Source organism: Streptomyces sp. NBC_01803 (assembly GCF_035917415.1).
GTDB lineage: Bacteria > Actinomycetota > Actinomycetes > Streptomycetales > Streptomycetaceae > Streptomyces.
Genome location: NZ_CP109073.1, coordinates 3,560,013 through 3,572,536, shown reverse-complemented (window position 1 = coordinate 3,572,536; position 12,524 = coordinate 3,560,013). Strand labels below are relative to the sequence as shown.

The following is a 12,524-nucleotide window of genomic DNA, read 5'->3' as shown; positions in this document are numbered from 1 at the left end:
CTCCATCGGGATCGGGCGGGCCCCTCCTATCGGGCGGGACTCCTCTGTTCAGCAGGACTCCTCTATCGAGCAAGGCCCCTCTATCGAGCAAGGCCCCTCTATCGAGCAAGGCCCCTCTATCGAGCAAGGCCCCTCTATCGAGCAAGAATGAGGCTCATCGCCTCAGCCCGGGTGGCGGCGTCCCTGAGCTGACCCCGGACGGCCGAGGTGGTGGTCTTCGCCCCCGGCTTCCGCACTCCGCGCATGGTCATGCACATGTGCTCGCACTCCACGACCACGATCACCCCGCGCGGCTCCAGAATCCGCATCATCGAGTCCGCGATCTGCGTGGTCAGCCGCTCCTGCACCTGCGGCCTGCGGGCGAACACGTCCACCAGGCGGGCCAGCTTGGACAGGCCGGTGATCTTGCCGCTGGCCGACGGGATGTAGCCGATGTGCGCCTGGCCGACGAACGGCACGAGGTGGTGCTCGCAGGACGACATCACCTCGATGTCCTTCACCAGCACCATCTCGTCGTGGCCGAGGTCGAAGGTGGTGGTGAGCACGTCCTCGGGCCGCTGCCAGAGCCCGGCGAATATCTCCCGGTAGGCCCGCGCCACCCGCGCCGGGGTGTCCCGCAGACCGTCGCGGTCCGGGTCCTCCCCCACCGCGAGGAGCAGCTCACGGACCGCCTTCTCCGCGCGCTTCTCGTCGAACTCGCCGATCGGCGTCTGTCTCGGCTCGCCCTCCGGGTCGGGGGCAAGGCCAGGGCCCGTCAGGGGCAACGGGTCGGTCATGTGATCCTCGTTCCTCGTCCGGGCGCCCGCGTCCACACACGGCCGCGCCCCTCACAGTAGAACGTGAGGGGCGCGGGGAGCATTTCCGGTCCGCCGGTCGGTCGGTCAGTCCTCGGAGCCGGACCCCGAGCCACCGTTCTCGTCCACCGATTCGAGCGGGGCCTTGCCCTTCTCCAGGCTGCCGTTGGCCAGGTTGATCCCCTTGGTCGGGAAGGTGACCGGGGGCCTTGTCGACGGAGTGCGGCGGGTGGAGCCGGTCCACGCCGGGCGCGGCGGGCGCTTGACGACGGGCTTGAAGATCTCGGCCAGCTCCTCCTTGTTGAGAGTCTCCCGCTCCAGGAGCGCCAGCACGAGGTTGTCCAGGACGTCGCGGTTCTCCACCAGGATTTCCCAGGCTTCGTTGTGCGCGCCCTCGATCAGCTTCTTGACCTCCTCGTCCACCAGCCCGGCGACCTCCTCGGAGTAGTCGCGCTGGTGGCCCATCTCCTTGCCGAGGAACGGCTCGGAGCTGTCCTGGCCGAACTTGATGGCGCCCAGCCGCTCGGTCATGCCGAACTGGGTGACCATCGCGCGGGCCGTGGACGTGGCCTTCTCGATGTCGTCGCCCGCGCCCGTGGTCGGGTCGTGGAAGACCAGCTCCTCGGCCGCCCGGCCGCCCATCATGTAGGCCAACCGGTCGAGCATCTCGTTCCGCGTCGTGGAGTACTTGTCCTCCTCCGGCAGCACCATCGTGTAGCCGAGGGCACGACCGCGGGAGAGGATCGTCACCTTGTGCACCGGGTCGCTGTTGGGAGAGGCCGTCGCGACCAGGGCGTGTCCGCCCTCGTGGTACGCGGTGATCATCTTCTCCTTCTGGCTCATGATCCGGGTGCGCTTCTGCGGACCGGCCACGACGCGGTCGATCGCCTCGTCGAGGAACTTGTTGTCGATCAGCTTGGCGTTCCCCCGGGCGGCCAGCAGCGCCGCCTCGTTCAGCACGTTGTTCAGGTCGGCGCCGGTGAAGCCGGGGGTCCGCCGGGCGACGGCCGCGAGGTCGACGTCGGGCGCGACGGGCTTGCCGCGCTGGTGGACCTTGAGAATCTCCAGCCGGCCGTTCATGTCGGGGCGGTCCACCGCGATCTGCCGGTCGAAGCGGCCCGGGCGCAGCAGCGCCGGGTCGAGGATGTCCGGCCGGTTCGTCGCGGCGATGAGGATCACGCCGCCCTTGACATCGAAGCCGTCCATCTCGACCAGGAGCTGGTTCAGCGTCTGCTCCCGCTCGTCGTGCCCGCCGCCCATGCCGGCGCCGCGATGGCGGCCGACCGCGTCGATCTCGTCCACGAAGACGATCGCCGGGGCGTTCGCCTTGGCCTGCTCGAACAGGTCGCGGACGCGGGAGGCGCCGACGCCGACGAACATCTCCACGAAGTCGGAGCCGGAGATCGAGTAGAACGGGACGCCCGCCTCGCCCGCGACCGCGCGGGCCAGCAGCGTCTTACCGGTGCCGGGCGGGCCGTAGAGCAGCACGCCCTTGGGGATCTTGGCGCCGACGGCCTGGAACTTCGCGGGCTCCTGGAGGAACTCCTTGATCTCCTCCAGCTCCTCCACGGCCTCGTCCGCGCCCGCCACGTCGGCGAACGTCGTCTTGGGGGTGTCCTTGGTGATGAGCTTGGCCTTGGACTTCCCGAAGTTCATCACCCGGGAGCCGCCGCCCTGCATCTGGTTCATCAGGAAGAGGAACACGATGATGATCAGCAGGAAGGGCAGGATCGACAGCAGCATCCCCACGAAGGGGTTCTGCGACTTGGGCGAGACGGTGTACCCGTCCGGCAGCTGGTCGTCCTGGTACTTGGCCTGGAGGTCGCGGGCGAGCACTTCGCCCTGACCGTCGATGTAGCTGGCCTGGACCTTGCTGCTGCCCTCGATCTCCTGCCCCTCACGGAGCTCGACCCGGATCATCTGTTCGTCGCCGGTGGTGAGCTCGGCGGAACGCACCTGGTTCTGGCTGATCGCCTGGACGACCTCGCCGGTGTCCACCTTCTTGTAGCCCTCGGACGAGCTGAACACCTGCATCAGCAGAATGACTGCGAGGACGGCCAGCACGATCCACATCACTGGCCCACGGAAATAGCGCTTCACGTCTATCCATACGGGGCGGCGCGGCCCCGTCCCTCCTGCCACGTAGAGGCACAGCCCCCGGAAGGGATCCGCTGTGCGCGCGGTGTCGGCCGACTCGCGCCCGGCCTTGTCTCAGCTTGACCTATCGCGACCGTACCCCAGCGTGGGGTGCCGTCGCCTCTCCCCGACTCAACGGTAGGGCATCCCCCGGTGTTCCCGGCTATCCGTTGTAGACGTGCGGCGCGAGCGTGCCGACGAAGGGGAGATTGCGGTACTTCTCGGCGTAGTCGAGGCCGTATCCGACCACGAATTCGTTCGGGATGTCGAAGCCGACCCACTCCACCTCGATATCGACCTTCGCGGCGTCCGGCTTGCGCAGGAAGGTGCAGACCCGCAGCGAGGCCGGCTCCCGGGAGCCGAGGTTCGACAGCAGCCAGGAGAGAGTGAGCCCGGAGTCGATGATGTCCTCGACGATCAGCACGTGCCGGCCGGCGATGTCGGTATCCAGGTCCTTGAGAATCCGCACGACACCCGACGACTGGGTGCCGGCGCCGTAGGAGGACACCGCCATCCAGTCCATGGTGATGGGCGAGGCGAGGGCGCGGGCGAGGTCGGCCATGACCATCACCGCGCCCTTGAGGACCCCGACGAGAAGGAGGTCCTTCCCCGCGTACTCAGCGTCGATCTTCGCGGCCAGCTCCCCGAGCTTGGCGTCGATCTCTTCCTTGGTGATGAGCACCGACTCCAGGTCGGCCCCCAGGTCCGTCTCTCGCACCCGTGCCACTGCTCTCTACCGGGACGCGCCCGGCGCTACTGGTTCGCCTGCTGGAGGACCAGTCTGCCACCCTGCCGTTTCGCCTCGACGCGGCCCGGCAGATTCAGCGGGCGCTGGCCGCGCCAGGCGGTGATCAGGCGATCGGTCTCCTCGATGTGCCGGGCGAACAGCGAGCCGGCCGGGGCGCCCGCCGCGATGGCGGCGCGGCGCAGCACGCGGCGGCGGACGGCGGGGGGCAGGGCGTGCAGGGCGGCGATGTCGAGCGTGCCGTCGGGGCGGGTCGCCGCCCGCTGGGCCTCCAGGGCCCAGGCGTCGAGCGCGTCGGCGTCATCCCTGGACAGCTGTGCGGTGCGGGCCAGGGCCTCCACGACGCCCCGGCCGAGGGCCTTCTCCAGGACGGGAAGGGCCTCGTGCCGCACGCGGGAGCGGGTGAAGGAGGGGTCGGCGTTGTGCGGGTCGTCCCAGACCGGGAGGGCCTGGACGAGGCATGCCTTGCGCGTGGTCTGGCGGTCGACGGCGAGAAACGGGCGCCGGTACCGGCGGTCCGCGTCCGAGGCGCCGGACAGCCCGCCGGAGACGGCGGCCATCCCGGCGAGCGAGCGGGTGCCCGAGCCGCGGGCCAGGCCCAGCAGCACGGTTTCCGCCTGGTCGTCCCGGGTATGGCCCAGGAGCACGGCGGTCGCGCCATGACGTTCGGCGGCGTCGTCGAGCGCGGCATACCGGGCGGCGCGGGCCGCCGCCTCGGGGCCGCCCGCGCGACCGACGGTGACCGCGACGGTGTCGACGGGGTCGAAGCCGAGGTCGGTCAGCCGCTCCGCGACCTCGTGGGCGCGGACGTCGGAGCCGGCCTGGAGGCCGTGGTCGACGGTGATCCCGCCGGCCCGGACGCCCAGCCGGGGCGCCTCGAAGGCGAGGGCGGAGGCGAGGGCCATGGAGTCGGCGCCGCCGGAGCAGGCGACGAGCACCAGCGGGGGCCGACCGGGGAGCGAATCACTCAGAACGTCGTGCAGAACGCGGCGGACCGCCAGGCGTATCGCGGCGACCGCAGGATGGGGACCCATATCCGCATCACTTCTCTCTCGGGGCTTCAGGCTCGGAAGCGCTGTCACGCAGCGTACGTAAATGGTGACAGAGGAGGTCTGTTACCCGAGCATCGCACGCCAGACATGGCCCGACGGTCCCTCGTACGGGTGATTTTGGAGGAATGCGGCAACCTAGGACCCACTGGGCCGCACCCGGGCGAGCCAGCGCTCCGGGTGGGAGATCTCTTCCTTCGTCGGCAGGGTGTTGGGCGAGGTCCACACCTTGTTGAGACCCGCCATCCCGGCGTCCTCGACCACCATCCGCACGAACCGCTCCCCGTCGCGGTACTGGCGGAGCTTGGCGTCCATCCCCAGCAGCCTGCGCAGCGCCCGGTCCAGCCGCCCGGCGCCCGTCTGCCGCCGCTTGGTGAACTTCTCCCGGATCTCCCCCACCGACGGCACGACGGCGGGCCCGACGCCGTCCATCACGAAGTCGGCATGCCCCTCCAGCAGCGACATCACGGCCGTGAGGCGATCCAGGATCTCGCGCTGGCGCGGAGTCTGCACCAGGTCCACGATGCCGAGCCCGGGGTCGGCCTCGCGCCCCTCCTCACCGCCGCGCCCGGTCATCGACTGGGCGGCCTGCCGGAACCGCTCCAGCAGGGTGGCGGGATCGACGTCGGCCTCCAGCAGAAACGCCTGGATCTCGCTCTTGAGGTGGTCCTGGAGCCACGGCACGGCGGTGAACTGCGTGCGGTGGGTCTCCTCGTGCAGGCAGACCCACAGTCTGAAGTCGTGGGGGTGAACGTCGAGTTCGCGTTCGACGTGGACGATGTTGGGCGCGACCAGCAGCAGTCGGCCGGCGCCCGGGACGAGGCCGTCGCCGCCCGGCAGGTCCGGGCTCGGCGGGGCGAACGTCTCGTACTGGCCGAGCACCCGGGAGGAGAGGAACGACAGCAGCATCCCGACCTCGATGCCGGTGACCTTGCTGCCCATCGCGGTGAGCGCGGCGCCGCCGGGCATGGCGGCGCGGCGCTCGCGCATCTTGGCGGTCAGCGGCAGCAGCACCTCGCGGAACCCCGCCACGTTCGCCCGGACCCAGCCGGGGCGGTCCACGACCAGGACCGGGGTGTCCGCGGCGCCGGAGTCCATACCGGTGAACTCCCGGACGTGCCGCTCGGCCGCGAGGGCGTGGCGGCGCAGCTCGGCGACGACCTCGCGCGCCTCGTCACGGCTGACCTCGGGGCCCGGCCGCGCGATGCGAGCAGCGGTGGACACCGCCAGATTCCAGTCGACCAGGTCCGTACCGCCGAGACTCGTCATGCCGTCCACGGTACGGCGCCCGCGCGCGGAGCGGATAGGGGACCGCGCGCGGGGCGGCGCCCGGGTCAGTGGCAGACGCAGGTGGCCAGCGCGGTGGCGGCGGCGTCGAGGGCGGCCTCGGCCTCGCCCGCGTTGGTGGTCTCGTTGGCCATGAAGGCGAACGCGAGGACGCGGCCGTCCGGGGTCATCGCCGTGCCGGCCAGGGTGTTCACGCCGGTCAGGGTGCCGGTCTTGGCCCGGACCAGGCCCGCGCCCGCGCCGTCCGACTCGTCGAAGCGGCCGGCCAGCGTGCCGCTGAAGCCGGCGATCGGCAGGCCGGTGAAGATGGCGCGCAGCTCGGGCCGGGCGGGGTCGGCGGCGGTCGCGAGGGCCTGGGTGAGCAGTCGGGCGGTGATCCGGCCGTGGCGGTCCAGGCCGCTGGCGTCGGCGACGCGCACCCCGCCGAGCGGCAGGCCGAGCTCTTCGAGCTGCCCGGTGACGGCGCGGCGGACGCCGTCGAAGTCGGCGTCGTTCCCGGTGGCGACGGCGGTAGCGCGGGCGATGGCCTCGGCCAGGTCGTTGTCGCTGTTGGTCAGCATCCGCTCGACGAGGGAGGAGAGCGGGGCCGAGCGGTGCCGGGCGAGCCGCTCGGCACCCTCCGGGGCGGTGCGGCGGGCGGCGGCGCCGCCCTTCACGTCGACGCCCGCGTCCGCGAGGTGCCGGGCGAACGCCTCGGCGGCGTCGGCGGCCGGGTCGGTGGAGCGGGGGGCCGGGCCCTTGGTGCTGTCGTCCAGGCGGCCCTCGTTGATCTGGAGCGGGGTGATGGGCGCGATGTTGGTGTTGACCCCGATGGGGTGATCCTCTTCCCGGGCGTACCGGGAGACGTCGTAGCCGACGCGGACGGTGCCAGCGCCGCGGTCGGCCAGGGCCTCGGCGGTGCGCTCGGCGAGGGCGCGGAGGTCGTCGTCGGTGAGGGTGACGTCGCCGCCGCCGACCAGGATCACCCGGTCCTCCTCCGCGTCGAGGACGGCGGTGGTGGTCAGCCGGTGGTCGGGGCCCAGGGCGTGCAGGGCGGTGACGGCGGTGATCAGCTTCACGGTGGAGGCGGGCGCGCGGCCGGAGCGGGCGCCCTTGGCGTAGAGGGAGGCGCCGGTGGTGACGTCCACGACGGCGGCCGTGACGTGGTCACCGAGCGCGGGGTTCTCCAGCAGGGGGACGAGCTCGCGTTCGAGGGCGGCGGGCGAGCTCTCGCGGGCGGCGGCGTCGAGGGGGGCGAGCACGGGGTCGGCGGCGGGTACAGTGACGCCCACACGTTCCGCATCGGAGCCGTAACGCTCCGCGTCGGCGGCGGCATCGCGTTCAGCCGTGCGCTGGCCCGCGTCCCAGGGGCCGGCCAGCGCGATCGCCCCGGTGGCCACCGCGAGTCCCGCGGCGGCCGAGCCGGCGACGAGCCGCCAGACCGCGCGGTGCCGACGTAGCAATTCCGCTGCCCTGCGCACTGTAAGGCCAGCCCCTTTCGCGTCGCGACACCTGCGTGAGAGACACTTAACCACCTGTCGCGTGCACAGATCGGTTAAGGAGTGTCACCCGTGGAGTTCGACGTCACCATCGAGATTCCGAAGGGTTCGCGGAACAAGTACGAGGTGGACCACAAGACCGGGCGGATCCGGCTGGACCGTCACCTGTTCACCTCGACTGTCTACCCCGCCGACTACGGATTCGTGGACGGCACGCTGGGCGAGGACGGCGATCCCCTGGACGCACTGGTGCTTCTGGACGAGCCGACGTTCCCCGGCTGTCTGATCCAGTGCCGCACGATCGGCATGTTCCGGATGCGGGACGAGGCGGGCGGCGACGACAAGCTGCTGTGCGTGCCGGCCGGCGACCCGAGGATGGAGCACCTGCGCGACATCCACCATGTGAGCGAGTTCGACCGGCTGGAGATCCAGCACTTCTTCGAGGTCTACAAGGACCTGGAGCCCGGGAAGTCGGTCGAGGGCGCCAACTGGGTGGGCCGTGCCGAGGCTGAGGCCGAGATCGAAGCCTCGATCAAGCGGGCCGCCGACGCGGGCGGGAGCCACTGAGCGACACCCGTGGTCCCGTGAGAGCCTGACGATCAGAGCTCGACCAGCTCCTGGACGAGGTGCGCCGTACCCAGTCACGACAAGACGGCGCGGGGAGTCTGTGATGGCCTGGGTGGTTCTGATGATCTCCGGAGTGCTGGAAGCCGTGTGGGCGACCGCACTGGACAAGTCCGAGGGGTTCAGCCGCCCGGTGCCGAGCGTGGTGTTCGGCATCGGGCTGGCCCTCAGCATGACCGGTCTCACCCACGCCCTGCGGTCGCTGCCCGTGGGCACCGGCTACGCGGTGTGGGTCGGCGTCGGCGCGGTGCTGACGGCCGGCTGGGCGATGGCGTTCGAGGGCGAGCCGGTGTCGGCCCTGAAGCTCGCGCTGCTGGCGGGCATCGTCGGCTGTGTGGTCGGCCTGAAGCTGGCCCACTGAGACCTTCCCGGCCGGTTGGTAGGCCGGACCGGCGGCCGGACCGGCGGCCGGACCGGCCGATGAGGCGTCGTCAGAAGCCGCGGGTGCGCTTGGCGCCCCGGCGGGGGGTGGGAGTCGGGGGTCGGATGAAAAGGCGCGCCGTCTCGCTGCCGAGGTTCACTCCGATGGCGATGGCCAGGGCGAGAGTGACGGCCGTGAGCAGACTCTCCACGCCCGCGTCCACGTTGCCCTGGGCGAAGCCGAGCAGGCCCAGGTAGACCGCGCCGCCCGGGAGCAGCGGGCCGATCGCGGCGGTGACGTAGGGCAGCGACGACGTGAACCGGTACCGGGACTGGAGCTGGCCGAACAGGCCGACCATCCCGGCGCCCACCGCCGTCGCGGCGAAGGGCGACAGGCCCGCCGTGTCGTGCATCGCGCCGTATATCAGCCAGGCGACGCCGCCGTTGAGTGTGGCCGGCAGCACGGTGCGGCGCGGCTGCTGGAGCAGCACGCAGAAGGTGAGCGAGAGCAGCAGCGCGGCGCCGAGCTGGATGCCGGGGCGGGTGGCGCGTTCGATCACGTCGGGGTCGAGCCGCACGCCCGAGATCTCGCCGACGTAGAGGACGCCGATCACGCCGACGACGATGCCGACGCCGAGGTAGGCGACTTCCAGAAGCCGCGCCGAGGCGGTGAGGTAGTAGCCGGTGAGGCCGTCTTGAACGCCCGCGACCAGGGCCCGGCCGGGGATGAGGGCGAACAGGCCGCCGGTGATCATCGCGGCGGCCTGTCGCTCGTCCGCGCCCGAGGTGTGGCCCGCCGCCCAGGCCATGCCGACGAAGGCGGGGGCGATCGCCGCGGCGACGAACTGGTAGAACTCCGGCAGTCCCCGGCCGGCCGCCAGCCACGCCAGCCGGTCGCCGAGCATCGCGCCGATGGCGGCGAGCAGGAAGACCTGCCAGTTCCCGCCGACCAGGGTGCTGGCGGCGCCGGCCAGCAGTCCGGAGGCGATGGTGAGCTGCCAGGTGGAGAAGGGGTGGCGGTTGCGCCGGATGGTGGCCAGCCGGCCGTAGGCGTCCTCCAGTGTCGTCTCGCCGCGCGAGATGTCGTCGACGAGTTGGAAGACAGCGGTGAGCCGGGTGTAGTCGGTGCCCCGGCGGCGGACCGTGCGGCTGAGGGAGACCGGCGCCTCGACCAGGGAGGGCTGGTGGGTGATCGAGAGCAGGGTGAACGTGACGGTCGCCTCGCAGCGGGCCAGGCCGTAGGCGTGCACGACGCCGAACATCGCGGCCTCGACGTCCTCCGCCCCCTCGCCGCCGGCCAGCAGCAGCTCCCCGATGCGGAGCGTCAGGTCCAGCACCCGGGGCACGGCCGAGGCCGCGTCCTCGGCGCGGGCCGGCGGCTCGGGCGCGGGACGTTCGGCCAGCGGCAGCCGCACCAGGCTGCGCATCCGGTCCTGCCAGAACATCCCGGGTCCCAGCACCGGGATGCCCTGGGCAGGCGTGAACTCGCTGTGCGGGCGGGTGCGGGGAGGCAGCCGCAGCCCCTCGGGAACGGCGAACTCGGAACTCGGGTGGTCCCGTCCGCCCAGCGGCGGCTCCATTCCCCGGGGAACGGCGAACCCGGAGCCCCGCTCCTGCTCCGCCGGCTCCGCGCCGCCCGGCCGTCCGCTGTCCCCGGCCACCTGTGATCCGCCCCTTCCCACTCGCCGCTCCTCCCCCGCGAGCATAGGATCATCTGTCCATCTGTTCACTCGGAGCGGCGTTCCGGGGCGCCGGGCGCGGTCAGGTGTGGCGTCGCACGGTCCGTCAGCAGCGCGTGCCGCCGCCGGAGGTGCTCCCGGGGATCGCGCGCGGATCGTCCAGGAAAACAGCGATCTCCTCCCGCGGGAACCCTAGCTCCCGGTAGAACCGGTAGAACCGGTGGAAGAGGATCCGCGGCGATCGGTCCAGGTCCGCGTCGCTGCACTTTCCGGTGCCCGGCGTGCGTGCGCTCGCCCGGCACCAGCGGCCCGATCTCGTCGTAGTGGTGCGGGGTGGCACCGTCACTCCGGCGAAGCCGCCGACCTCGCCGACCTCGCCGACCTCGCCGACCGAGTGGTTCACGTCCGTCTCCTTCCTGGTCGCGTACGGCTCCGCGGTGAGCCCTCACGCGGCGTGAGGCGCGAGTCAGTCGCTCAGCCGGGCGTAGCGTCCCACGGCCAGCGGGACGAAGACGGCGAGCAGCAGCAGCGGCCAGGCGACGGCCAGCGCCACGGTGTGGCCGGCGGCCCAGGAGTCGGTGGTCCAGCCGGGGTTGGCGAACAGCTCCCGGACCGCGCCGGCCGTCGCGGACATCGGGTTCCAGTCGGCGATCGCGCCCATCCAGCCCGGCATGGTGCCGGGCGAGGTGAAGGCGTTGGAGAGGAACGCCACCGGCCAGACCAGGATCTGCACGGCCTGGACCAGGTCCGGCTTGCCCGCGACCAGAGCCAGGTAGATCCCGGCCCAGAGCATCGCGAACCGCAGCAGGAGCAGCAGGCCGAGAGCGGCGGCGGCTCCGGCGGCGGTGCCGTGCCAGCGCCAGCCGATGGCCAGGCCCGCGCCGGTCATGATCAGCAGGCTCACGGCCGAGCTCAGCATGTCGAGCAGGCTGCGGCCGACGAGGATCGAGGAAGGGCTGATGGGCATGGAGCGGAAGCGGTCGAGGATGCCCCGGTTGATGTCCTGGGCGAGCTCGATCATCGTCCCCTCCAGGCCGAAGGCCATGGTGAGCGTGAGCATGCCGGGGACGAGGAACTCGGTGTAGTCGCCGCCGCCCTCGACGGCCATGCCACCGCCGAGGAAGAGGGCGAACACCACCAGCATCATCACCGGAAAGGCGAGACCGACGGCGAACCGGCCGGGCCGGCGGGCCCAGTGGGCGAAGCCGCGCCGGGTCATGGTGAGGGCGTCGGTCACGGAGTGGGGCAGGGCGTGGGCGGTCATGCGCCGTGACGACGGCATCAGGCGGCGGGCTCCCGTTCGGTGTGGCGGTCGGTGAGGTGGAGAAACGCCTCGTCCAGGGTGGGGCGGCGCAGGGCGATGTCCTCGGCGACGATCCCGGCCGCGTCCAAGGCTCGGACGATCTCGCTCAGCGCCGCCATCCGGTCGGTGACGGGGGCGCTGATCAGGCGGCGGTCGGGGTCGGTGGTGGTGTCGGCCGCGCGGACGGCCATGCCGACGACGGACGCGGCGGCGGCGAGTCGGTCGGCGTCGCGCACGACGACGTCGACGCGGTCCCCGCCGACCACCGACTTGAGCTCGTCGGCGGTGCCCTCCGCGATGCGCCGACCGCCGTCGAGCACGGAGATGCGGTCGGCGAGCTGGTCGGCCTCCTCCAGGTACTGGGTGGTGAGAAGCACGGTCGTGCCGCCGCCGGTCAGCGAGCGGACGGCGTTCCACACTTCGGTGCGCCCGCGCGGATCGAGGCCCGTGGTGGGCTCGTCCAGGAAGAGGATCTCCGGCCGGGTGAGAAGGCCGGCGGCGAGGTCGAGCCTGCGCCGCATGCCGCCGCTGTACTGGCGGACCGGCTTGTGCCCGGTGTCGGCCAGGCCGAAGCGGTCGAGCAGCTCACCGGCCCGCTGGACGGCGGCGCGTCCGCCGAAGTGGTGGAGGCGGCCGAACAGCTCCAGGTTCTGCCGGCCGCTCAGCTCCTCGTCCAGGGCGGCGTGCTGGCCGAGGAGCCCGATCCGGCGCCGCACCCGGTCGGGATGGGCCGTCACGTCGACGCCCGCCACCTCGGCCCGGCCGCCGGTGGGGCGCAGCAGGGTGGTGAGGATACGGACGGCGGTGGACTTGCCCGCGCCGTTGGGGCCGAGCACCCCGTGCACGGTGCCGCGCGCGATGGTGAGGTCGAGTCCGCTCAGGGCGGCCCTGGCCGCCTTCCCCTTGCCGAATGTCTTGCGGAGATCCTCGACGAGGATCGCTGTGTCCACTCGCTCCCCTTCCGTGCGCCCCGGGGCGCATTAGTCAAATTTGATTAGTGGTCCGGGGCGTGAGGGTAGCCGCACGGCCCCGTCTAGTCAAACTTGATTAGAATGTGGCGGTGAGACAC

11 protein-coding genes, 1 pseudogene and 1 riboswitch are annotated in these 12,524 nt (G+C 71.8%); of the genes and pseudogenes, 2 read left to right on the top strand and 10 right to left on the bottom strand.

Translation table 11 applies throughout. From position 1 onward, the window contains the following. Window positions 1–134: 134 nt before the first annotated feature. From folE to dacB, 6 genes are all read right to left on the bottom strand, one after another. Complete coding sequence (gene folE / locus OIE51_RS16150) at window positions 135–776, bottom strand: GTP cyclohydrolase I FolE (protein WP_326598395.1); 642 nt, start codon at window positions 774–776, stop codon at window positions 135–137. A gap of 105 nt (window positions 777–881) precedes the next feature. Then, window positions 882–2,900, bottom strand: a complete 2,019-nt coding sequence (gene ftsH / locus OIE51_RS16145; protein ID WP_326600654.1) for an ATP-dependent zinc metalloprotease FtsH — start codon at window positions 2,898–2,900, stop codon at window positions 882–884. A 193-nt stretch (window positions 2,901–3,093) separates the two neighbouring features. After that, complete coding sequence (hpt, locus tag OIE51_RS16140) at window positions 3,094–3,648, bottom strand: hypoxanthine phosphoribosyltransferase (RefSeq protein ID WP_326598394.1); 555 nt, start codon at window positions 3,646–3,648, stop codon at window positions 3,094–3,096. Window positions 3,649–3,683: 35 nt separating this feature from the next. Further along, window positions 3,684–4,709: a tRNA lysidine(34) synthetase TilS gene (tilS, locus tag OIE51_RS16135; protein WP_326598393.1), complete on the bottom strand. Its 1,026-nt coding sequence runs from the start codon at window positions 4,707–4,709 to the stop codon at window positions 3,684–3,686. A gap of 153 nt (window positions 4,710–4,862) precedes the next feature. Then, window positions 4,863–5,993: a zinc-dependent metalloprotease gene (locus OIE51_RS16130; protein WP_326598392.1), complete on the bottom strand. Its 1,131-nt coding sequence runs from the start codon at window positions 5,991–5,993 to the stop codon at window positions 4,863–4,865. 65 nt (window positions 5,994–6,058) lie between these two features. Continuing rightward, entirely contained in the window at window positions 6,059–7,471 is a 1,413-nt protein-coding gene (gene dacB / locus OIE51_RS16125; RefSeq protein ID WP_326598391.1) for a D-alanyl-D-alanine carboxypeptidase/D-alanyl-D-alanine endopeptidase, read from the bottom strand. Between the two features lie 90 nt (window positions 7,472–7,561). On the opposite strand from dacB, the gene OIE51_RS16120 reads away from it, so the two are divergent. Both OIE51_RS16120 and OIE51_RS16115 read left to right on the top strand, forming a co-directional pair. Continuing rightward, window positions 7,562–8,056, top strand: coding sequence for an inorganic diphosphatase (locus OIE51_RS16120; RefSeq protein ID WP_326598390.1), 495 nt, complete (start codon window positions 7,562–7,564; stop codon window positions 8,054–8,056). Between the two features lie 30 nt (window positions 8,057–8,086). Further along, window positions 8,087–8,150: riboswitch (guanidine-III (ykkC-III) riboswitch) on the top strand. Between the two features lie 9 nt (window positions 8,151–8,159). Next, the gene (locus tag OIE51_RS16115) at window positions 8,160–8,474 is read left to right on the top strand and encodes a DMT family transporter (RefSeq protein WP_326598389.1); all 315 of its coding nucleotides are present in this window, start codon (window positions 8,160–8,162) and stop codon (window positions 8,472–8,474) included. A gap of 70 nt (window positions 8,475–8,544) precedes the next feature. On the opposite strand, the gene OIE51_RS16110 is transcribed toward OIE51_RS16115, so the two are convergent. From OIE51_RS16110 to OIE51_RS16095, 4 genes and pseudogenes are all read right to left on the bottom strand, one after another. After that, window positions 8,545–10,179 (bottom strand): threonine/serine ThrE exporter family protein, encoded by a 1,635-nt coding sequence (locus OIE51_RS16110; protein WP_326598387.1) that lies wholly within the window; start codon window positions 10,177–10,179, stop codon window positions 8,545–8,547. A 71-nt stretch (window positions 10,180–10,250) separates the two neighbouring features. Next, window positions 10,251–10,555: pseudogene (locus tag OIE51_RS16105) on the bottom strand (MerR family transcriptional regulator); the annotation flags it as partial. Between the two features lie 63 nt (window positions 10,556–10,618). Further along, the gene (locus OIE51_RS16100; RefSeq protein ID WP_326598385.1) at window positions 10,619–11,434 is read right to left on the bottom strand and encodes an ABC transporter permease; all 816 of its coding nucleotides are present in this window, start codon (window positions 11,432–11,434) and stop codon (window positions 10,619–10,621) included. After that, a complete protein-coding gene (locus OIE51_RS16095; RefSeq protein WP_326598384.1) occupies window positions 11,434–12,405 on the bottom strand; it encodes an ATP-binding cassette domain-containing protein in 972 nt (323 codons plus the stop codon). Before OIE51_RS16095 ends, OIE51_RS16100 begins: the two co-directional genes overlap by 1 nt. Window positions 12,406–12,524: the final 119 nt, after the last annotated feature.